The sequence below is a fragment of the Kitasatospora sp. NPDC058170 genome (assembly GCF_042883905.1).
Taxonomy (GTDB): Bacteria; Actinomycetota; Actinomycetes; order Streptomycetales; family Streptomycetaceae; genus Kitasatospora.
Window position 1 is genome coordinate 158886 of record NZ_JBHVUV010000012.1, and the last position, 20400, is coordinate 179285.

The 20400-nt window shown below is 68.3% G+C and carries 19 protein-coding genes and 1 tRNA gene; 13 read left to right on the forward strand and 7 right to left on the reverse strand.

Features of this window, described 5'->3' with window-relative positions; all coding sequences use genetic code 11:
• The first annotated feature begins 246 nt into the window (after positions 1-246).
• The 5 genes from mobC to ACFVVX_RS15870 all read left to right on the forward strand — a co-directional run bounded on the left by mobC (position 247) and on the right by ACFVVX_RS15870 (position 6142).
• Positions 247-669: a plasmid mobilization relaxosome protein MobC gene (gene mobC, locus ACFVVX_RS15850; protein ID WP_387945694.1), complete on the forward strand. Its 423-nt coding sequence runs from the start codon at positions 247-249 to the stop codon at positions 667-669.
• Positions 670-673: 4 nt separating this feature from the next.
• The gene (locus tag ACFVVX_RS15855) at positions 674-2398 is read left to right on the forward strand and encodes a relaxase/mobilization nuclease domain-containing protein (protein ID WP_387945696.1); all 1725 of its coding nucleotides are present in this window, start codon (positions 674-676) and stop codon (positions 2396-2398) included.
• Between the two features lie 28 nt (positions 2399-2426).
• Positions 2427-3707 carry an MFS transporter gene (locus ACFVVX_RS15860; protein WP_387945698.1) on the forward strand — a complete coding sequence of 427 codons (1281 nt, stop codon included), beginning with the start codon at positions 2427-2429 and terminating at the stop codon, positions 3705-3707.
• A gap of 252 nt (positions 3708-3959) precedes the next feature.
• Positions 3960-4883: a GNAT family N-acetyltransferase gene (locus ACFVVX_RS15865; RefSeq protein ID WP_387945700.1), complete on the forward strand. Its 924-nt coding sequence runs from the start codon at positions 3960-3962 to the stop codon at positions 4881-4883.
• A complete protein-coding gene (locus ACFVVX_RS15870) occupies positions 4880-6142 on the forward strand; it encodes an ATP-grasp domain-containing protein (protein ID WP_387945702.1) in 1263 nt (420 codons plus the stop codon). The genes ACFVVX_RS15865 and ACFVVX_RS15870 overlap by 4 nt, the downstream gene beginning before the upstream one ends.
• 54 nt (positions 6143-6196) lie before the next feature.
• Here the strand turns inward: ACFVVX_RS15870 and ACFVVX_RS15875 are convergent.
• Positions 6197-6270: transfer RNA gene (locus tag ACFVVX_RS15875), tRNA-Met, on the reverse strand.
• A gap of 101 nt (positions 6271-6371) precedes the next feature.
• Here ACFVVX_RS15875 and ACFVVX_RS15880 point away from each other — a divergent pair.
• From ACFVVX_RS15880 to ACFVVX_RS15890, 3 genes are all read left to right on the forward strand, one after another.
• A complete protein-coding gene (locus ACFVVX_RS15880) occupies positions 6372-7214 on the forward strand; it encodes a hypothetical protein (protein WP_387945704.1) in 843 nt (280 codons plus the stop codon).
• A gap of 105 nt (positions 7215-7319) precedes the next feature.
• A complete protein-coding gene (locus ACFVVX_RS15885; RefSeq protein ID WP_387945706.1) occupies positions 7320-7685 on the forward strand; it encodes a hypothetical protein in 366 nt (121 codons plus the stop codon).
• Between the two features lie 99 nt (positions 7686-7784).
• Positions 7785-8927: a hypothetical protein gene (locus ACFVVX_RS15890; RefSeq protein ID WP_387945708.1), complete on the forward strand. Its 1143-nt coding sequence runs from the start codon at positions 7785-7787 to the stop codon at positions 8925-8927.
• A 456-nt stretch (positions 8928-9383) separates the two neighbouring features.
• Here ACFVVX_RS15890 and ACFVVX_RS15895 read toward each other — a convergent pair whose 3' ends face one another.
• Together ACFVVX_RS15895 and ACFVVX_RS15900 are read right to left on the reverse strand one after the other, a co-directional pair.
• Complete coding sequence (locus ACFVVX_RS15895; RefSeq protein ID WP_387945710.1) at positions 9384-10169, reverse strand: hypothetical protein; 786 nt, start codon at positions 10167-10169, stop codon at positions 9384-9386.
• Positions 10170-10548: 379 nt separating this feature from the next.
• Positions 10549-11220 carry an HNH endonuclease family protein gene (locus ACFVVX_RS15900; protein ID WP_387945712.1) on the reverse strand — a complete coding sequence of 224 codons (672 nt, stop codon included), beginning with the start codon at positions 11218-11220 and terminating at the stop codon, positions 10549-10551.
• Between the two features lie 200 nt (positions 11221-11420).
• Between ACFVVX_RS15900 and ACFVVX_RS15905 the strand changes: the two genes are divergently transcribed.
• A complete protein-coding gene (locus tag ACFVVX_RS15905; protein ID WP_387945714.1) occupies positions 11421-11561 on the forward strand; it encodes a hypothetical protein in 141 nt (46 codons plus the stop codon).
• A gap of 1335 nt (positions 11562-12896) precedes the next feature.
• On the opposite strand, the gene ACFVVX_RS15910 is transcribed toward ACFVVX_RS15905, so the two are convergent.
• Complete coding sequence (locus ACFVVX_RS15910; RefSeq protein WP_387945716.1) at positions 12897-13139, reverse strand: hypothetical protein; 243 nt, start codon at positions 13137-13139, stop codon at positions 12897-12899.
• A gap of 593 nt (positions 13140-13732) precedes the next feature.
• On the opposite strand from ACFVVX_RS15910, the gene ACFVVX_RS15915 reads away from it, so the two are divergent.
• The 3 genes from ACFVVX_RS15915 to ACFVVX_RS15925 all read left to right on the forward strand — a co-directional run bounded on the left by ACFVVX_RS15915 (position 13733) and on the right by ACFVVX_RS15925 (position 15511).
• The gene (locus ACFVVX_RS15915; RefSeq protein ID WP_387945718.1) at positions 13733-13909 is read left to right on the forward strand and encodes a hypothetical protein; all 177 of its coding nucleotides are present in this window, start codon (positions 13733-13735) and stop codon (positions 13907-13909) included.
• A 140-nt stretch (positions 13910-14049) separates the two neighbouring features.
• Positions 14050-14523, forward strand: coding sequence for a hypothetical protein (locus ACFVVX_RS15920; protein WP_387945720.1), 474 nt, complete (start codon positions 14050-14052; stop codon positions 14521-14523).
• A 175-nt stretch (positions 14524-14698) separates the two neighbouring features.
• Positions 14699-15511, forward strand: coding sequence for an SAM-dependent methyltransferase (locus ACFVVX_RS15925; RefSeq protein WP_387945834.1), 813 nt, complete (start codon positions 14699-14701; stop codon positions 15509-15511).
• Positions 15512-15536: 25 nt separating this feature from the next.
• Here ACFVVX_RS15925 and ACFVVX_RS15930 read toward each other — a convergent pair whose 3' ends face one another.
• Positions 15537-16499: a helix-turn-helix domain-containing protein gene (locus ACFVVX_RS15930; protein WP_387945722.1), complete on the reverse strand. Its 963-nt coding sequence runs from the start codon at positions 16497-16499 to the stop codon at positions 15537-15539.
• Between the two features lie 88 nt (positions 16500-16587).
• On the reverse strand, positions 16588-16824 hold the full coding sequence (locus ACFVVX_RS15935; RefSeq protein ID WP_387945724.1) for a DUF397 domain-containing protein: 237 nt from the start codon (positions 16822-16824) through the stop codon (positions 16588-16590).
• A gap of 529 nt (positions 16825-17353) precedes the next feature.
• Between ACFVVX_RS15935 and ACFVVX_RS15940 the strand changes: the two genes are divergently transcribed.
• Positions 17354-17815 (forward strand): hypothetical protein, encoded by a 462-nt coding sequence (locus ACFVVX_RS15940; RefSeq protein ID WP_387945726.1) that lies wholly within the window; start codon positions 17354-17356, stop codon positions 17813-17815.
• Positions 17816-17957: 142 nt separating this feature from the next.
• Here ACFVVX_RS15940 and ACFVVX_RS15945 read toward each other — a convergent pair whose 3' ends face one another.
• Positions 17958-19304: a hypothetical protein gene (locus ACFVVX_RS15945; RefSeq protein WP_387945728.1), complete on the reverse strand. Its 1347-nt coding sequence runs from the start codon at positions 19302-19304 to the stop codon at positions 17958-17960.
• Between the last annotated feature and the right edge of the window lie 1096 nt (positions 19305-20400).

The window sequence follows — 20400 nt, forward strand, 5'->3', positions numbered from 1 at the left end:
GTCCCCGTACCCCACCCCCCCCCCCCCCCGGGCCCCCACAAACCCCCCCCCCCCCCCCCGCCGGCCCCCCCCCCCCCCCCGCCGCCCTTTTGTGCGGTGCCCGTCCATAGCGCCGGCCCCACGGCGCACGCCCCGCCCAAGGGGGCGGGGAAGCCGAAGCCGGGTCGGGCGGGGGCGCTCGACTCGACTTCGACTCACCGAAGCCAGGGGCATCGGCAACAGGACTAACTGACAGGAAGACCATCGATGATCGCCGCTGCCGACGACGAGCCGAGCACTGTTCGCCGCCCGCGCCGCCGCTTCCACGAGCCGCAGCAGCGCCAGCGCAAGCTGACCGTCCGTCTGAGCCTGTCCGAAGAGTCCGAGATCAAGAGCGCCGCCGCCGAGCGCGCGCAGACCGCCGCCCGCTTCGTCGCCGCTGCAGCGCTCAGCGCCGCCCGCCGCAGCACCGCCCTCGACCCCGACGACCGTCTCGACCGGTCGCTCGACGAGCTCGCCGTCGCGCGCCGGCAGACCGCCCGCGTCGGCAACAACTTGAACCAGATCGCCCGCGAGCTGAACTCCGGGGGCCTGCCGAACCCGGCCGACCTGGTCGCCGCCCTCGCCGCCGTACGCACGACGGTCACCGCCATTGACGCAGCCTCGGCCAAGCTCCTGAAGGGCCGCTGACCGCATGGTGCCGAACATCGTCATGGGCTCGAAGACCTACGGACTGCTCGCCTACCTCTACGGGCCGGGTCGCCGCGACGAGCACACCGATCCGCACCTGGTCACCTCCTTCGACGGCTTCGCCCCCGACCCCGGCCGCGACGTAGACGCCTCGCTCAAGCAACTGCAGTCCGTGCTGGACATGCGGGTCGACCAGCTAGGCCGCGCCCGCAAGCCCGCCAAGCACGTCTGGCACTGCTCCGTGCGAACCGACCCGAACGACCGGCTCCTGACCGAGGAGGAGTGGGCCGAGGTCGCCCGCCGGGTCGTCGCCGCCACCGGCATAGCCGAGGACGGCGATCCGGACGGATGCCGGTGGGTGGCGGTGCGCCATGCCGCCGACCACATCCACATCGTCGCCACCACGGTTCGAGGAGACCTCACCCAGGCCCGCCTGCGCAGGGACTACCCCCGGGCCCAGGCCGAATGCCGCAAGATCGAGAAGGAGTGGGGGCTGCGGCAGCTCAACCCCGGCGACGGTACAGCGGCCAAGGAGCCGACGAACCGCGAGAAGCACAAGGCCCAACGCCTGGGCGAGGAGGACACGAGCCGCCAGCGGCTGCGCGACGCTGTCCGCCAGGCGCTGGCCGGCGCACGCGGCGAGGAGGAGTTCTTCGCCCGGCTGGAGGCCGCAGGCGTGCTGGTCAACCGGAAGACCGGGCCGTCCGGCGACACCCTCGGATACAGCGTCGCCCTGGTGTGCGAGCGCGACAGCGCGGGAGAGCCGGTGTTCTTCGGCGGGTACCGGCTCGCCCCGGACCTGACGCTGCCGAGGATCCGCCGGCGCCTCGCGGTGCCGCTCGACGACCGCGCGGTCGACGACCAGAGCGCCGCCCACGAGGGCGGCGGGCGAACGCCCGGCGGGCGCCGCTCCCCGGCCGCGACCGCGCGACTGCGGGCGGCCGACGTAGCCGCGGATGCCCTCGACGTGCTCGACGGCGAGACACCGGCCGATGCCGCCGCGGTGACCGAGGCGACCGGAGAGGTCCTCGACGCGCTCGCCGCCACCGCCCTGACCGGGCAGAAGCAGCAGCTGCTTGCCGCAGCCCGCGCCTACGAACGGGCCTCCCGGTCGCACGTGCGCGCAGCCAACTCCTCCGCCCGTTCGATGCGCAGCGCCGCCCGCGCCGTGCTGTCCGGCGGGTACGCGGGCAACCGCGGTCCGGACGGCTCGGCCGCGGCCACCCTGCTGTCGGTCCTGGTGCTGCTCGTCATCGCCGCCGGCCGTTGGCACGCCGAGCAGGGCCACCGCCAGCAGGCCGCCACCGCCCGCGAGGCCGCCGCCCACCTGCGAGCCGCCTACCGGCACGCCGCCGCCAGGCCCATGGCCGTCCTGCGCGAGCGCGGGCGGGCCCTGCCGCCGCAGGTGCGCCAGCGCCAGGAACAGGCCCTTCGCCGGGCCGTGCCGGGAGACGGGGCCCACCGCCTGCTGGCCGAGCCCGAGTTCGACGCCCTCGCCGCGGCACTCGCCGAGGCCGAATCCGCAGGCCACGACCCCAAGGCCCTGCTGGAGCGGGCCCGCTCCTGGCGGGAGCTGGACAGCGCGGACTCGGAGACCGCGGTCCTGACCTGGCGCGTGCGCCACATCGCCAAGCTGCCCCACCCCGCCGCCAACGGGCCACGGCACACCCAGGCCGCCACCACAACTGCCCCAGCCGCCGCCTCCGCCGCCCCGCGCCGGCGCCGCTGACCCGGCCGCCCGACCAGGAGAGTCCGCCATGCCCCGCCCGACCGCCGTCGCACACCGACGGCACCACGCAGCCGAGCGCGACTGGCTGCTGCGCTGCTACGTCCTGCGCGCCACCGACTCCCTCGCCGCCGCGGCGGTGATGTACGCCGTACCGCTGCTGGTCCTCACCCTCACCCACTCCCCGGGCTGGGCCGGGCTCGCCTTCCTCCTGGAATGGCTGCCCCGCCTGCTCGCCATCGCGGGAGCCGGCCCGATCATCGACCGCCGAAGCCCGCGCGTCGCCGTCCTGACCACGAGTCTGCTGCGCGCGGGCGCCGCGCTCGCCACCACCGCCGGTCTGGCCGCCGGCGCCGGTCCCTGGCTGGTGCTGGCCTTCGGCGTCGTCGCCGGCATGCTGGCCGAAGCGAGCTTCCTGGCGAACGAGGCGGTCGGCGCCGAGGCCAGCCGACGTGCCGGCGACCGCGCCCACCGGGTGCAGGCGGTCCTCACCGGCACCGACCAGACCGCGCTCCTGATCGGCCCGTTGATCGGCGGACTTCTCCTGCTGGCCGGCCCCGCCCTGCTGCTGGCCGCCGTCGCCATCCTGTCCACCGTCACGGCCACCGTGGCCGCCAGCGTGCGCATCCATCACCCGCGCCTGCACCTCGTCACCACCGACCACGGTGCCCGGCACCCCCTCGCCAGTCTCGTCACTGGCCTGGGCACCCTGCGCCGCACCCCCGCCCTGGCATGGCTGGTCGGCGCCCTGGCCTGCGTCAACCTCGCCTCGGGCCTGCTCCAGGTGTCCGCCCCGATCACCGTCACCCGCACTCTGCAGCACTCCAGCGCCGCCGTCGGCCTGGTGTGGAGCGTGGCCGCCGCCCTCTCGCTGGCCGCCATCGCCCTCGCCCACCGCGCCATCGACAGATGGGGCCTGCTCAACGTCGGCGCCGCCTCGGCCGCCGCCATGTGCGCCGCCACCCTCGCCAGCGCCGTGGCCCCCACCCTGGTCCTCTACGCCGCCGCCGTCGGGCTGCTGATGGCCGGCGAGGGCGCGGTCACCGTCGTCCTGCGCACCGCCCGCACCCGTCTCATCCCCGAGCGCGCCTTCGCCGCCACGCTCGCCACCACCGTCCTGTTCGTCCTCGCGCCCTTGCCGGTGGCCGGCCTCCTGGTCGCCCTGTGGCCCGCCGACCACCTGAGCATGCTGACCGCGGCAGCGGCACTGCTCGTCTCGGCTGGCACCTGGGCCTGCTTCCGCGGTCTGCGCGCCCATCGCAGCGCCTGGGAGCTCACCGACGAAGCCGACCGGCCCCTGAAGGCCGCCTGACCTGAAGAACCCGCCACCGCCGACCCACCGGAGCGACACATCACCCACAGCCCCACCGACCTGGACCACCACCCGCGCGCCGTCGGTGCCTGGTACGCCACGATCACCGACGCCCCCCGCGACGACCACCCCGCCGCCCACCCCTCCCGGACCCGCGAGTGGACCGCCGCCTGGGAGAAGGTCACGACCGAGCAGATCCTGGCCCACCGCCACACCGGCATCACCGACCTCGACGCCGGCATCACCGAGACCGTGCCCTACTTCCTCGTCCCCCGCGACGGATCCCCCTACTGGGCCAGCCAGGAAGTCGACGCCGGTGTCCCGCCCGTGTGGCCCGGACCGGTCCTGTACTCCGGCAGTCCGCACGGCCAGTACGGTGGCGCCGGAGCCCGCACCGACCCGATGGCCGCTCTGACCGCCCGCGCCGGCCTCGACCTCGCCGACCAGCTCGGCGCGCACGCCGTCGTCTACTCCGGTCTCAGCACCGACCAGGCCGACCGGCTGGCCGCCGCCGGACGCCACCTGGGCGCCCCGCACGTCCTCGACCTCGCCACCGACGCCGCCCACGTCCGCGACCTCGACCCCACCCGGGGCCTCGACGGTTGGTGGGCGGGCACCCCCGCCGACCACCGCCGCGACATCCGCCGCCAATGGCGCCGAGCCACCGAAGCCGGGCTCACCCTCGCCCCGCTGACCGGCGACCGGATGCTGCCCCACCTGGCCGCGTTCACCCGCCTCGCCGTCGGCACCGCCGAGCGCCACGGCACCGCCCTGTACGGCCAGGACCTGTTCGAGCGCCTCGCCCAGGTCCCCGGCGCCGTCCTGCTCGCCGCCCACGCCGACAGCCACCTCGTCGGCGGGCTGTACTCCTGGCTCCACGACGATCGCCTGTACCTCTGGGCGTCCGGCATCGACTACCAGCACCCCCTCGGCCGCCATGCCTACACCTGGCTGATGACCGAGGCACCCCGCTGGGCCATGGACCACGGCGCCCGCCGTATCGACGCGGGCCGCGCCAACTACCTGGCGAAGAAGCGCCTCGGCTACCGGCCGACCGTCCTGCGCACCGTCGTCCACCTCCCCGCCCACGACCCCGCCACCGCCGCCGTGCTCGCCGCGCTCTCCCGCCGCCTCGGCGAACAGGCCCTGCACCACCACCCCCACCTGCCCTGGTGACAACCGGCCCCATCCACGGAAGGACCACCCTGACCAGCACCATCCCCACGATCCTGCTCGTATCCGCAGGCGATGAGCAGTACCGGCGCTACGCGCTGGAGCAGATCGGCGAGCACCACCGTGTCGTCCTCCTCAGCCCGAGCGAGCCGACTTGGGAAACGCCCTACATCCACGGCCACGAAGTCGCCGACACCAGCGACCCGGACGCCAGCCTCGCCGCCGCCGAGCGCCTCGCCGCCGACCACTACATCAAGGGCGTCCTGACCTGGGACGAGTTCGCCCAGCACACCGCAGCCCACCTCGCCTGCCGGTTCGCCACCTTCGGGAACTCCACTGCCACCGCCCACGCCTGCCGCGACAAGGCGGCCAGCCGCGCCGCGTTCGCCGCCTTCAACGTCCCCTCCGCCGCCAGCGTCCGCGCAGACACCCTCGACCAGGCCCGCACCGCCGCAGCCACGATCGGGTACCCCGTCGTCCTCAAGCCCGCCGCCGCGGCCGGCAGCATCGGCGTCAGCCTCGCCGACACCCCCAAGGACCTCCAGGCCGCGTTCGACCTCGCCGACCAGGCGGCGGGCGACCACGAGCACACCACCGGTCGGTGCGGAGTCCTGGTCGAGGAGTACCTCGACGGCCCGGAGATCAGCGTGGAGTGCGTCACCGTCCGCGGCGTCACCACCCCGGTCGCCGTCACCCGCAAGCGCCTCGGCCTGCCGCCGTACTTCGAGGAGACCGGCCACAGTGTCGAAGCCGGCGACCCGCTCCTCGCCCTCGTCGGCCCCGTCGCCATCCAGGCACTCCACGCGGTCGGCTACGCCAACGGCGTCTCCCACGTCGAAATGCGCCTGACCGACAGCGGCCCGCGCCTGATCGAAGTGAACGGCAGGCTCGGCGGAGACCTGATCCCGCACCTCGTCCGCGAGGCCACCGGCATCGACCTGCCGCTCGCCGCCGCGGACATCGCGCTCGGCCTGCGCCCCGACGTCACCCCCACCCGCCGCCGAGCCGCCGCAATCCACATGGCCTACGCCCCCGCGAGCGGCCGACTCACCCGGGTCATCGTCGACCCGGCACTGCGCCACCAGCACTGGCTGGAACGCCTGGTGTGGGAGCACCAGATCGGAGACCGGGTCCTCCTCCCGCCCGCGGGCAACCTCGGCACCGCCCGCGTCGCCCACCTCGTCGCCACCGCAGCCACCGCCGAGATCTGCCTCCAGCACCTCGCCGACGCCGCCCGCCAACTCGACATCACCACCGACTGACAACACTGAAGGCCCGGGGCCGCGCACACTGTGCGCGGCCCCGGGCCTTCGTCGTAGCGGGGACAGGATTTGAACCTGCGACCTCTGGGTTATGAGCCCAGCGAGCTACCGAGCTGCTCCACCCCGCGTCGGTGAACCCGACTGTACGCCACCGTGGGCCATGGGAGAAACGCGATACTCCGCCGGGAAAACCCGTGCACCACAGCGCCCGGCACGCCACCATGCCCCCATGAGCGAACTCCCGGACGACTGGTCCCCGGCCGACAACCCGCACGCCATCGCCGTCTCCGAGGCGACCTGGTGGAACGCCGCCGTCGCCCTGACAGTGCGCCGCATGTGCGAACAGCCCACCCAGGTCCGCAGTTTCGACTCCCAGCAAATCGACGCCCGCACGCTCGTGACGGCCCTGCGCAACCTGCTGACGGCCGCCGACCTCCAGAAGGCCGCGCTCACCGAACTCGGCACCGACCACACCGCGGCCGACGAGCTCACCGCTGCCCGCAGCCGCTTCGAAGCAGCCCTTCCCGGGCTGAAGGAGATGCGCGACGGCCTGACCCACTTCGAGGACTGGGCACGCGGAACCGGCCGCGGGGCACAGGCCGCCGCCCGGCGAGCGGGACAGAGTGAACGTGAGGTCGCCCGCGACTTCTGGAGCTTCCAGTTCGACCCCGCCACCGACACCGTCGCGATGGGCCCCTTCATCATCCAGGTCACCGCCGCGGAAACCGCCGCCGAGCAACTGCACGGCGCGATCTACACCGCTGCGCGAGCCATCGACGCTGCCCGTGCATCCGCCGTGCACGCCGACGCCGCCGCAGCACTCACCACACAGCGGATAACCCACCAACCGCCCGATGGCCAGGTCCAACTGATCAAGGACAGGCTTCAGCGCGTCTGCGTGACACTCGGCCGACAGACCGAGAACTCTCAATCACGCCACGACCTCGCCGCCCGTGTCGTCGCCGCACTCACCTCCGCCGGCCTCTCCCTCGCCTCCGCCACCCACCCCCAGGCCAACGACGTGACCGAACGCCTCGCCGGAACCGACACCCTCCTCGTCCGACGACCGTGACCATCACCCGGGGTGACGCGGATCACCTGATAAAACCAGACAAAAAGGGAAGAAGATTTGCTCTCTGGGCATTTAACCCTGTACATCACGAGAGTTGGGGGCTCCTTGACCACGTCCGACGCCGGCGACGACCGCTACACCCACTTCCGCTTCGGCCACGAGCCGCAGCCCTCCGATCCCGCCCCCGCTACCCTCGCCGTCCCCCACCCCGGCCCGCTCAACCCCCGCGGCATCCTCATCACCTGCGCCATGTGCGCCGCCGAACGCGACTGGCTCCTCATCCACGTCCACCCCGACCTCGTGTTCGTCCGATGCCGCTGCGCGCACGAGTGGCGCGAGCGGGACCTGGAGGCCTCGGACGTCGAGGCCTCGCGTGACGCGGGCGGCGACGAGCAGGAGTGGGAGTCATTCGAGGAGATGTACGCCGCACTCGGATTCGACGGACTCCTCCGAGGCGCCTACTTCGCTTAACGGGCGGTGGTGCAACATCCGGCATGCGCTGCGCACAGTCGTGAGCTGGGACTTTATCGGGGGATCGGCTGAGGCCGTTCCCCGGACGGCGTTCCTGGCGTGGCGGACGGGCGGCCCGAGCACAAGCAGGCCTACGCCCACGAGCAGGTGGTCCGGCTCAACGAGGCCCGCGACATCCTGACGGACCGGCTTCGCCGGGCCGACTACGACCTGAGCCGACGGCAGGCCCGCGCCAGCTCCAGTCCGCCGCCGAAGCCGTCGCCGTCGCCTCCACCGCCGCCCCGGCTCATGGTGCTTGATCCGTCGGCGGTTGACTTCGGGCCGGTGGCTACCGGGCAGATCGCGCCGGACCAGCGGGTCACGGTGCGGACGTGCGACGGCTCGGTCATGGGCCGGGTGTCGGCGCTCAACCATTGGGGTCGATTCTGGAACAACGAGCAGTACGAGGAGCAGCAGGGCGTCACCGAGTTCGTCGCCTGGTTCAGCGGCCGGGAGCTCTCGGCCAACCTGGAGGCTGGCCACCACACGGACTGGGTACACCTCGACGGCGAGCGGGTGCGGGTCGAGCTACACGTCACGGTGACGGCCCCGCCGCCACCCCGACCAGCGGCACCGGAGCCGGCAGCCGAGCCGACCCTAGAGCCCGACCTGTCACCGTGGACGCCCTCCGCGTGGTCCAGATTCGTGGCCGTCGTGGTGCTGGCGAGTGCCATCCTGGCGGTGCTGATCATGGTGGGCGGTGTCCCCTTGCCCGGCGACTCGCGCGAAACCGGGCTCGCACACCAGGCCACGGCGGCCGCACCAGTCCAACCGGCGGCCCGGATGCTGGCTGCGGCGGCTCGGAACGCCACCACGTCCACGTCGCCGTTCTGCCGGGTGACGTCGGTCCTGGACGGCAGTACGGCGTACTACCGGACGGTGCCGGGCACGACAACGCCAGCCAGGGACCAGCCGGTCTGGACGATGGCTCCGCCGTCGGACGACCCGTACCTGACGTGGAAGTCGGCGGGGTTCGGGTTCTGGGAGCGGATCAACCGGAGCGACGGCTTCACTGTGGGCGGCCAGATCTACCGAGCTGGTACCTACGTCGAGCTGCACGTCATCTTGGAGGAACCCTGGGAGCGGCTGTCTCCCGCGCTGCAGCGGCAGTATCCGGGGATCGACCCCTCAGCCGAGGCCGCCCAGCGGGCGCTGTTCCTCCAGGAGTGGAGTCAGCAGCTGGGGTCGCCGGAGTGCAGGTAGGACGGATCTTTGAGGCGTAGGTCCCATGCGGATGGGCAGCCGGGCGGGCGAGACTGGTTAGCCATTCCGCTACCGGAACGCCTTCCGCGGCTCCTCAAGGCCAGGCTATGGTGACCCGCAACCCGGGAAAGTGTTGACGAGTAGTCAGCTTTTCTTCATGATCAAAATGCCGACGGCAACGATCGTCTGCCGCTTTAGCCCCCGGAGAAAGAATGTCAGATCGAGAGCGTCCACGATTCACACTGCGGGAGTTGGAAACTCTACCGCGCCCTCACCCCCCGAGGTTCGACATGATAGACAACGACGGCTCTACGATTGCCGTCGTTGGCCCAGATGGCACGGCCCTGGAGATCCTTCGCCGCTCCCTTGAGCCCCGCAATATCCGCGATCTTCTGCCGCAACAAAATTCGGCAGAGTGACGCAACTTCCACCCCTAGGCTCAAGCGCCTAGGGGTTTCATTTCTGGATGATTTGATCAAAATTAGCCTCGGGGAGACGGAACGTCACGTCCTTCGACGCCGCTTCCACGAACTCACCGTTCAGGATATTCGACTTAATCTGAACCGTCTCGGCGGCACTAATCACATCAACCTGCGCATTGCCAGCCATCCTAGCGTCCTGCACATACACAGGAATCCGGCCGTCGGTACGCTGTTGCCGTCCTTCGGGAGTGTCCGATCTCAGGCACAGAAGCAGCGCCGTAAACGGCCCTTGCCGCGTGAACGGTAAGAAGTCGAACGGGCCGAACCCAAGAGCGACAGCAGCCACCATCCGACCCGGTGTGTGGTACTCAAGCGAGACGAAGACTCCGCTATCATCTCTACCCGATATATTTAGCACCCACGTTCCATCACTGCACAGATCGTTTATGAGACCAGTCAGCCCTGTCGGAGCAGTCACGTAGGGGAAGATCAGCTGAGCTATCTCAGGCTCGTTCTCATCAAAAGCACGTAGCACCCCGCTTACGACTTCACGCAGAACCTCGCGGTTTGGCTGAAGGAACGTTGCAGAATTTGACTCCGCCAATCCCGACATGCGCTGAGCAAATCCACACGCGGTCTGTCCTTCTTCAAGCCAGGCGCGAAATATGTCATCGTGCAGGTCGCCTTGGCCGACCGGATCGTCCATGTGACAGTACTCGCCGCTCGCCAGAATTGCTTCCAGGAAATCCTCGCGGCCGGCAAACTGGGCCGAGTTACCGTCAAGCAGGTTTCGCTCTCGGCGACGGAAAACATCAGACATGACTCGTCTCGATCACTCGACGATCCGGCCCGGGTCGTGGGGTCGCTGCTTCAATTCCCGAATGTCCCTAGGTTCGGGACGGGGGACGCGGCGGGCGCCAGGGCCAATGTAGGCAACAACATCACCTTGGCGGCCAATAATAAGCCGTACGCCATTCTTCCCCGTGTCACGGACAAATCCAGCGGGGTCCTTGATGAAATTCGCTAGGCTCACATACTGCATTTAGTTCACCCCTGCCGGTGCTGGACCCCGTTCCCGTGCCCCCCTCTACTGTCGTCCAGAGCTGCGAGCCCAGCAAACTCACACGAGGTTCAACCGATACGAACAGCACCAAGGGCCGACGCAGCCACCACCTGCGCCGGCCTCTTGTCCTGCGGTCCTACCGCGCCAGCTCCACCGTGATCGGCTCGTTCGGGCAACCCGCAGCCAGCTGCTGCAGGGTGTCCTGCTCCCGCTGGTCGATGCTGAGCCCCCAGCGCGTCTTCACCACGGTCCAGTCGGTGATGTAGGTGCACTGGTCGCTGGGCATCGGCAACCAGTCACTGACGTCCTTGTCGGACTTCTGGCGGTTCGATCGGCCGGTTACGGCAATCAGGGCCCGCGGCTCGTCCAAGTCGTTGGCGTAGCGCTCGCGCTCCAGCGGCGACCAAGCCGAGGCCCCAGAGTCCCAGGCTTCTGCCAAGGGCACCACGTGATCAACATCGAGCCGAGCCGGGTCGGTGACCGTCACGCCGTCGTAGGCCGAGTACCAGCTGCCGCCGATCAAGGAGCAGCCGGGACCGATCTCGGGAGCCTCGACAGCCTCCTCGATGATCACCTCTTTGCGGGTGTTACAGCCGTTCTTGTCGGCGTCGATCCAGTGCCGGAACTTCGTTCGCTCGTACCCGGTCCGATCTTCATCTGCCACCGCCAGGTTGTCGATGGCCTCGGACAGCGTGATGGTGATGGTCTGGTCGGCCGCTCGGTGCGGCACCGGGGCGGCCTGGGCCGGAACGGCTACAAGGGCAGCAGAGGCGACAGCGGCGACGGCTGCGGCCAGAAGAGAGCGCATGCGCACGGGCGGCTTCTCCAAGGACGAAGAGGGGCGTGATCGTCCGGCGTAACGAGCGCAGGGGCAACAGGTGACGCCTACGTGCGAGTGAACGAGAAGGTCGGTGCCCGGCGAGTCACCGGACCTCGGCACCTGGCCAGGGGATAACGGCTGGGAAGAGTCGGCGAGCACGCTGGCCAACGACTCCTGCCAGGAGCACCGTGAGCGCGATCATCGGAACGTGGAACCTGAAGCACGTCTGTCGGCCCCTGCCGGCCAGCAGTCCGGACCTGCTCGGGGCGCAGGAGGTGAGCACCCAGGAAACGATGGACGGTCTGGTGGCGAAGCTGCCGGGCACCTGACAGCACGACCGTTGGGCCACCCGGGACGCCCGCGACATCCGCGCTGCTAGACGTCCAGCAGTCAAGGACGGATAGCCGCCCGCACGATTGGACCACTATGGGAGTTCGAGCAAAAGCCAAAGATTTCGCAAGTCGCCTCGGACGGCGCGCGGCAAATACATTGGGGGTGGGCGAGGATCAAATCAAGCCAGCCCTTCGAATGACTGTCTGGTTTATCGCCAGTGCGGTCGTTACCCTGTTGGCCATCTCAGCACCTGGCATCACGGAGCCCGAGAAGAATCACGACGTCCGGAGCCTCATCGCTAGCGGCGAAGCCGTTCTGGCAGGCCTAGTTCTACTGGTTGCAGGAAATGTAGATCTGATCACTTCAAGGACCAAGAGACATGTAGCCAGAGGGCTAATCCAGGCAGGGTCATTCACTGTCGGTATCTTCGGCGCCCTACTTTACGCCAGGGTGCTCCCGTTTCATGATGTACACCCATATCCGGCAACGGATAATGACATATGGGAATGCATGCTACTTTTGGTTTTGAGTATCACTGGCGCACTATCTGCCGTCGGACTTGCGGCCATGGGCGAAGGGCCATGAGCCCGCTCCTCGAAATGGCCGGCCTCATCGTTGGCGGTAGCTGCATCGCTGCAGGAAGTCTTGCAGCGTGGAGTCAGCGACACCGCGAGTCCGGAGAGCCTGAGGATCTGGCCGCACCTCCAACGCAAACCCACGCCAAGAAATGCGATGTTTGCGAGAATGCTCAATATTATGCATTTGAAATTCACACTGCAAGTGGAGATGTCTACACTTTCGATAGTTTTGAGTGCGCCATCTTCAAGCTGGCACCCCAGTGCGAGCACTGCACGGTAAAGGTTACTGGACACGGGGTCGAAGAAGCTGGCCAATTCTATTGCTCGGCAAACTGTGCAAGATTGGGCGCGGGATTGCAACTTGGCTCGATTGTCGAAGACTTACTGCGGCGAGGCGATCGCCGCCAACAATCGGACTAAATTCAAACATGCCAAAGCGGTAGGCCAGTCGACGATTTCCTGCACACGCCAGCTTTGTCCGCGAAGGTATTTATCTAACTAGGGTCGGGGAACTGGAAACAGAGCACCTGCCATCGCGCCATCGACCCGACTCTGGACGTGAGATCCCTCGCCTGGCGGCAAAGGTGTCGAAGTGGTCGAGCAGCATGACCGCCCCCTGGGAGTCAGCGGCGTGGCCGGACAGGTTGCGGAACGCCACAGCGCCGTCCTGGTGGCTGGTGGCGAGGACTAAGTGCCCACCGCAGCCGGAGGTTGGCCGGTCGGGACGGCGGATCTCCTTGTGGACGGAGGCGATCACCGGGTGGCCCTGGTCGAGCTCGGCGCGATGAGCCAGTCCGGGGTCAGGACCGTGATGATCTCTGATGCAAGGCCGTGATGGGCGGCGGCGTGCGCCGTTAACGGCTGGTAGTACAAGCCGTCGACATCACCCTCTGGCCACTGGACGTAGCCCCCGTAGGCGCGGCAGCCGTCCAGCAGCTCGAACAGGGTGGGCGCCTGGCCATCGCGGGCGAACAGGGCCATCCGCAGGCAGGCCATGCCACACAGCCGGGTGCGCCAGTAGCCGTACGTGTCCCGGTTCGCTGCACCGCCCGTCGCCCAGGTGTCGTCATCGCCCGGCGGTGGCCCTCATAGGTAACGACGTGGATCAAGCTGGGGGTGGGGGCGGCGGAGCAGCTTGGGCCGGAACGGTGCCAAGGCGGCAGAGGCAAACGGCCACAGGCAGATCGGCAGCCGCCGGCCGTCGGCCTCTCTGTCAGCGGCTTGCGCCAGAGCCCTACAGGTGCTGACTTCAATCCCTCACCACTCCCACCCGAACAAGGGCTCTTTCCGACCGTTCCCGACCGATCCTATGAACGGTTTTTGAGCACACCAGTTCGGCTCGGCGGATCGCTCAAAATGGTTTTGCACCAGGGCAGTTGGGGGCCAATTTGTCCTGTCGCGGGAGCTACCGTGGTGCGCACGCCCCCAGAACGGGGTTGCCCTGGACAGTGAGCCAACACTGCCCAGGGCGCAGGGCCAATCCAGAGAGGTTGCCACCAATGCCAGATCAGCCCTCCCGAGGGCGCGCGCAGCGTGCCCCGAGGGACCCCCAACGTAGCAGCGCCACGTCCCGGCCGGTGCGATTGCATATGCCGGTTTCGCGAGCGATCGGCTTGGCCGCCCTGGCGGCGCTGCCGGTGCTCCTGGCCGCTGCTCTCCTGCGCGGCCGTGCCGCCGTGGACCCGGGGCGGGTCTACCTCGTCGTGGCGTTGATGTCCTACGTCCAAGGCCTCGTAGCCGTCGTCGTTCGTTCGTACCGGCGCTAGTCCTCCAGGCCGGCCACGTCCGCAGCACGCCTGACCACCGCAGCTCGCCCTGCCGCACCCCGGCGGGGCGAGCCCGTCGTCAGCCGAGCCGGCAACGAGACACCTGTACGTGGGCACCCGCGAGTTGACGAGGACGTCCTGTGGTAACCAACCAAGGCGCAGCGGCAGCATCAGCCGCCATCCGCGGCAAGACGTATCGCAGTGGCTTCGCCGCGTTCGTGCTGATGCAGACGGATGGGTACCACCGCTACGCGCAGGCCCGGCTATTCGACCCCGGCTTGAGCCGCGAGGCCGTCGAGGTGGCCCTGCGGTTCACCGAGCGGCAGTGGGGCGTGGTGCTGCAGCAGCGGAATCCTGCGGCGTACGCCTGGCGCATCCTGCGGGCCACAGTGACCGCCGCGTGCTTCGATGCGTCCGACCAGCTGTCCGACCACCTGCACCGCGCTCTGCCGGCCGACAACGCCGACGCGGCGCTGCTCGACCACCTGGGCCTGCCGGTCGAGAAGGCCGCCGCCCTCATGGGAATCGAGCCGCCCCAAGCCCGGGCGGATCTGCTGATGGCCCAGCGGCTCCTGCGAGTTGACACCCCGGAGGTCAATGGCACCTGCCCGTAGCCGGCTCGGTGCTGGTCGGTCGGCGCGCCCACCGGACCTCGCCCCCACGTTCGCCACCCGTGCGCCAGCCCGCGCCACTTCACCCGTCTGTGTAGTGGTGGGCTTTGCAGTGCGCCCCTACCATGAGGTGGATCATCTGCCCTGGAGGAGCCCGGGGTTGTCCGAACGCGGAGGGGTGCCCGTGGATGAAGATCCAGTACAGGACAAGATCGATCTTTCAGTACCAAGTGCCGCCAGGATGTACGACTTCCTCCTAGGCGGCACTAACAATTTCCTCTCCGACCGGCTCGCCGTCCAGGACCTGCTGCGCACCGCCCCGAGTTCGCGCGAGCTGGCGATCAACAACCGCGCCTTCCTGCGCCGGGTCGTCCGGCACATCGCTGCTGATTATGGGATCCGCCAGTTCATCGACCACGGGTCGGGTCTGCCGACCCAGGACAACGTGCACCAGGTCGCCCAGCGGATTCACCGCGGTACCAAGGTGATCTACGTCGACAACGACCCGGTGGTGCTGAGCCAGGGCCGGTTCTTACTGGACGAGAACGATGACGTCGCCATCGTCGCTGCCGATATGACCAACCCGGAGGCGATCCGGTCCCACCCCAAGGTAGACGGCTTCATCGACTTCGAGCAGCCGGTGGCCGCCCTGTTCGTCTCGGTCCTTCACTGCGTGCCGGATCCTGAGCCGGCCCGCCTGCTGCGCGAGACGATCAAGCTCCTGGCGTCCGGCAGCGTGGTCGTCATCTGCCAGCTCGTGAGCGAGGACAAGGCCGTGCGCGACGGCGTCACTCGCCTCATGGCCGAGCAGACGAACAACAACTGGGGCCGGGTGCGGACCGAGGAGGAGGTCCGCACCTACTTCGACGGACTCGATATCCAGCCCCCCGGGCTCCTGGACGTCACCGACTGGCGGCCTGACTCCGAGGTTTTGCCCCGCCAACGCACCAGGGAATGGATCGAGTTCGGCGGCCTGGCCCTGGTCCCGTAACCGGACCACGGGCCGGCGCCGCGGATCAGAGCTGCGCTTCGAAGTGCTCCTTGGCTTCGAGCAGCAGCTCACGGCTCTCCTGGCGCTCGGTCCCCACGGCCACGAGCTGCCACAGGAGCTGCTTGTACTCCTCCATCTCGGACACCTTGTGGTCCTCGTCCGGCCCTGGCCGCTCATCCGCGGTGGGGGTGCAGTAGTCGGCGCCCCGCAGCCGCTCGTTGTAGATCAGCTCGGGCAGGCCCGACCGGCCGAAGTCGAGGTGCGTCAGCGACGAAACGGAGGAGGCGAGGAAGTGGTCGAGGGTGATGATCCGCACGCCGAAGCCGCGCGTGCTGGTGAGGTCGATCAGCCGCTGGAGCTGGTCGACCATGACCCGCGGTGAGCCCACCTTGCGGTAGAGCGTGCTGTGCTCCAGAAGGAAGACAGAGCGTGGCGGCGACACCAGGAACCGCTCCTGCCGCTCCCCGCGCAGGGAGAGGTACCGGTCCAGCCGGTGAGCCTGGCCGCTCGGTAGCTCTAAGCGGAAGATCGCCCGCGAGTAGTCCTGGGTCTGGATCAGGCCGGGGACGATCTTGGCCTCGTAGGTGATCAGCTTGATGGCCGCCGACTCCAAGGCCATCAGCCGCTCGACCCAACTGCTGAGCACATCACGGTAAGAGTGCAGCCAGTTCGGCTGGGCGGCATGGCGAGCCAACTCCTCAACCACCTCAGCGATCTGGGGCTCAGCCTTGTAGAAGCGCAGCAGGGCCCGGATGTCGTCGGGCTTCGGCGGGCTCTCACCGTTCTCCAACCGGCTGAGCTTGGCCTGGGACAGCCGGTTGTCGATCCCCTCGACAACCTTCTTCAGCGTCCTCCCGCTGCGGAGCGCCTTCAGCTGCAAGCCGAGGAGCAGGCCGGCGGCCGTGGGGTTCTGCTCCGGATCGGCACTCGGCCGACGAAAAGCGATGAGATTATCGGCGTCAAACTGATCACCGAATTCGGGGATCACGCGGGCCCTCCCTAGGAAGTCAAGAGAAGGCAAGTCTTCCACACTGGAGGGCCGCGCGATGCCCTTGTCAAATTATCGAACGAGCGGGTTACTGTGAGATCAGATGATCGAATTCACCAGCGCGAGCTCCGGCCAGAAAAGCCCGCATCTCGGCGTCGGTGAAGACCAGCGCCGGACCGGTCGGGTCGGTGCTGTTACGCATCGCCACACCCCCAGTCGCCAGCGCACCAAGCTCCACGCACTGGCCGTTGAGGTTGCTCGCCTGCGCCTTGATCCAGGTGGTGGCAATGCCACCTGCCGGCGCGCCGTTCTTGTATGCGGTCATGTCAATTCCGCCTTCCGTTCGTACGACCAGGAGTTTTTCGGACCCACCTGCCAGCCCGCATAAAGCTGCAGGTCAGAAGGTTCCTGCAATTACAGCTGCAATTGCAGGAAGCCAGGACTTGGATGGTAGCTACCGAAAATCGAACAGCGCGTGCGCCCACACGGGTGATTGCATAAGGCGGATTGAACTACCAGCGGCAACGTTTCTGGTCGCCGGGCGCGCGCCACCCCAACCCGCTCCTCCAGGCCCCGGCAACCGAACCATGATTCGGCTGCGACTGGCGGTCGAGCCGCCACGAGGTCACGGTCCAGTGCGATCCACGCAAGGCGATGGGTTGACCCGCGCCGAGAGGCCCAAGCGAAGCAAATCCACGCGCCTTTAGGGTCAGGACTGCCGCCATCCTGTGGCCTCAACTCCCCTTCAGTTGGCCGATATTGGTCTCCCTCAGGCTCTGCTCGCTTCTAGTCTCCGCCAGTAGCCAACGGGGGCTTCGGGCTCTCCTGCCATGTCCAAACGAAGGGACGCCCCGATGAAGTGGAACTGGGGACAGCGCGTGACCCGCGCTGCTGTGGTCGGTGCGATGATTGCGAGCAGTCTGGTGCTGGTCAACGCGCCGTCGGCAGTGGCGGCAACCGGCCTCAACATCTGGCCCACCCAGATCGGCCCCGCCGGCTCCGGCTGCTACGCCTACCTGACCTACACCAGTAACATCGTGACGCCGCACATCTGGCAGCAGGCGGGGAACGCCAACAACTACTGCTGGATGTGGGCAAACCACATCGGGTACGACAACAGCGGGAACACTCAGTACATCAATTACTGGCCTTCGGAGACCGGCCTCGCGTCGACCACCGCCGCCACCGTGCTCGACGGCCCAAGCTGGTACTACGGCCCGTGGAACAGCAACAAGATGTGCGTCGAGATCGGCGTCGGAGATGCCAACATCGACGTGGGCACCAACGGCAACCAGGTGAAGGTCTGCCCCTGGTGAGAGCTGATCGCCGTCCTGCAAGCCGGGTAGGCGATCCTGCCTCACCTTCGGCCCCGGCCGGACGTCGGCCGGGACCTGGCCACCGGACGAGCGAGCTGCGACCTCACGCCGCCGGGCCGGCAGCCATGACGCCGGTGTGGCTTCAGCTACGCGGTCCAAGGGGCTCGAAGGCGCGAACCCAGGCGGTCGTCGATCCGTCCTTGAGCTGCAGGTCGACCTTTGCGTACAGACGCGCCTGCGCGGCGCTGTACGGGCTGGCCTGGCCGATGAGCTGGTAGAGGTCATCCGGGATCGCCACTGCCAGCTCGCCGTGACGTTGCCGGAGGAGATCGCGCAGATCCCGAGACTCAATGAGGCGATGGGCCTGCACCACGGCGGGTCCGTACCCGCCGTGGGAGTCGGTTCCCGCGGCGCCTTGCATCAAGGCCATGCGCACCAGCACCGGCCGGGCCAGATTGGCGTTGACCGCGCTCAGTCCAAACCAGAAGTGGCTCAGCCAATAGGTGACGAGGTCGTTGGCTGGTACGGATGGACCGAAGAGGATGACGAGGCCGTCGCCGCGGTCTTTCAGCATGGCCTGGCCTGGATCAATGTTGGCTTGCGCCAGGGTCTGCCTCACGGCTTCGTACAGCGCTTCCCGCCAGATCTGCTGCTCGCGATCCGTGAGGGCCGAGAAGCGCTGGAGATCGAGGACGGCCACCACCCGATCCGGCCAAGATTCGGGCGATCCCTCCAGGATCTTGATAACGATCTCAAGCTCCTGGCGCGTGTCCGAATCAGCTTGCTCCAGGCGGGCCCGCATCCGGCCGATATCCTCGCTGGCATAACGCGCCCGAATCGCCTCGATGCGTAGGCGGTCGAGCTCCGGGCGAAGCCGCGCAGCCGCGCTCTCGCCTTCTACTTCCGTGACGCTCGACAAGACGACATCGGTAAAGCCCTGCGGCGGAATCCGCTCGCCACTGAGGTAGCCCGTCACCACGGTGGGGCTCAACTTGACGCGCCTGGCAAACTCCGCAGCAGTGAGCTCCAGCTGGTGAATGGCAGAGCTCAGGTGCGTGGCCAGTGCTTGGACTTCCGGCAGCGGCGTCAGTTCAACGTGCGAGCGACGAGCCGACTCGCCTTCACGCCCGCCGGACTGATCCTCCCGCGGGTGGTCGCCGTCGCTGCTTGGTGCATCGACGGCCAGCGCGGCCGCCAACCAGAGCTGGTTGAAGCGATCGAACGCCTCGTCGGCGTCAAGGCCACGTACGCGTGGGACCAGCACCCCGACCAAGGCGTCGATGGTGTCCCGCTTCGGCAGGTTGGAGCTCGTGAGGGCATCGTGCAGGCTGCTACGCGATGGGCCGCCCGCGATGGCACGAGCCATCTCAGCAAGCGAGGGCTGGCCCGCCTTGAGGTGAAGATCGCGCAGCGCGTCGTTCAGCGTCTTCAGCGGCCCATCCGGCAGCGCTGGCCGCTTGTTCTTCCCCGATCTCCCCATCAGCTCCACCTACCGTCCAGAACCGTCCAGCTTTGTCCGGCTAGCTTGCCAGGTTGTCCAAAGTTGTGGAGCCGCATCCGAAGATGTCGGTGATCGTCGCCGAACGTTCTGGGGGTCAGATCCCGGATCCAGAGTGGTGCTTCCGCCGTCAACACCGCTCACGGAGGCATTCCACCCATGCACGATGCCCTTGCTCTCGTGTACAACGGGCTCCTGACCCAGCTCCCCGCCGAGCTCGTGGCGACCGCCATCGTCGCCGGAGTGACAGCCGCGATGCGGAGTTTCAAGCGTCGGTCCAAGAAGTAGCTCGCACCCTCAACGGGCCAGCGCCCGGAACCGCACTGGCCGGTTCCGGGCGTCCCTGGCTCCGGCCGGGGGTACCAGAGCCGCCGTTGTCGTCAGCCCCACAGCTCCCTCTGTACGCACTACCTGGCGACTCAACCCTGACTCGCTGGTCCTGCCGAATGGGGCCACCCTGGAGATAGGGTGCTTGCGCGTTCCACGGACGGGTGTGGCGCCGACGGATTCCCTGGCCGTGCTGCTGGTAGGCGGTGGCGGAGAGCAGGAGTGCGTTCCGGCGGAGCCAGCCGGAGGGGATTCCGCAGAACTTGGCCGCCTCTTCCCAGGTCCAGCGGTGGCGGCCTGGACGAGTTGAAGGGAGACCGAGCGTCGGAACCGCTTGTTCTGGCAGGACCGCAGGGACGGCTGGGCGTTATGTTCGAACAGGACCCGGACCCAGTCGCCGGGGATGCGCTGGGGGATGTGTTCGGGCAGGTAACCGAGTTGGGCAACCGCCAGGAGGGGAGCCGCAGGGGTGTCGGCCGTGGGTTTGCGCGGGAAGTGGGGCATGTAGCAGGAGATCTGCAGGACGTCGTGCCGGACGGGCAGCGAGCACCGCCCCAGCAGGCGGGTGAAGGTCGTTCCCCGGGCGGGTAGAGGTGGGGCAGAATGTCGATGTCCGAAGCGTGGCGCTCACACATCAAGATCAGGTTTTCGTAACTGCGGTTGTCTGCCTCGCTCATGGTGCCGTTCCACCGCGGCCCGCCCTCGCTTCGCGCATGGATATGGGCGACTCGGCTGGAAAGGATGGGCTTGCCGGTGCCCG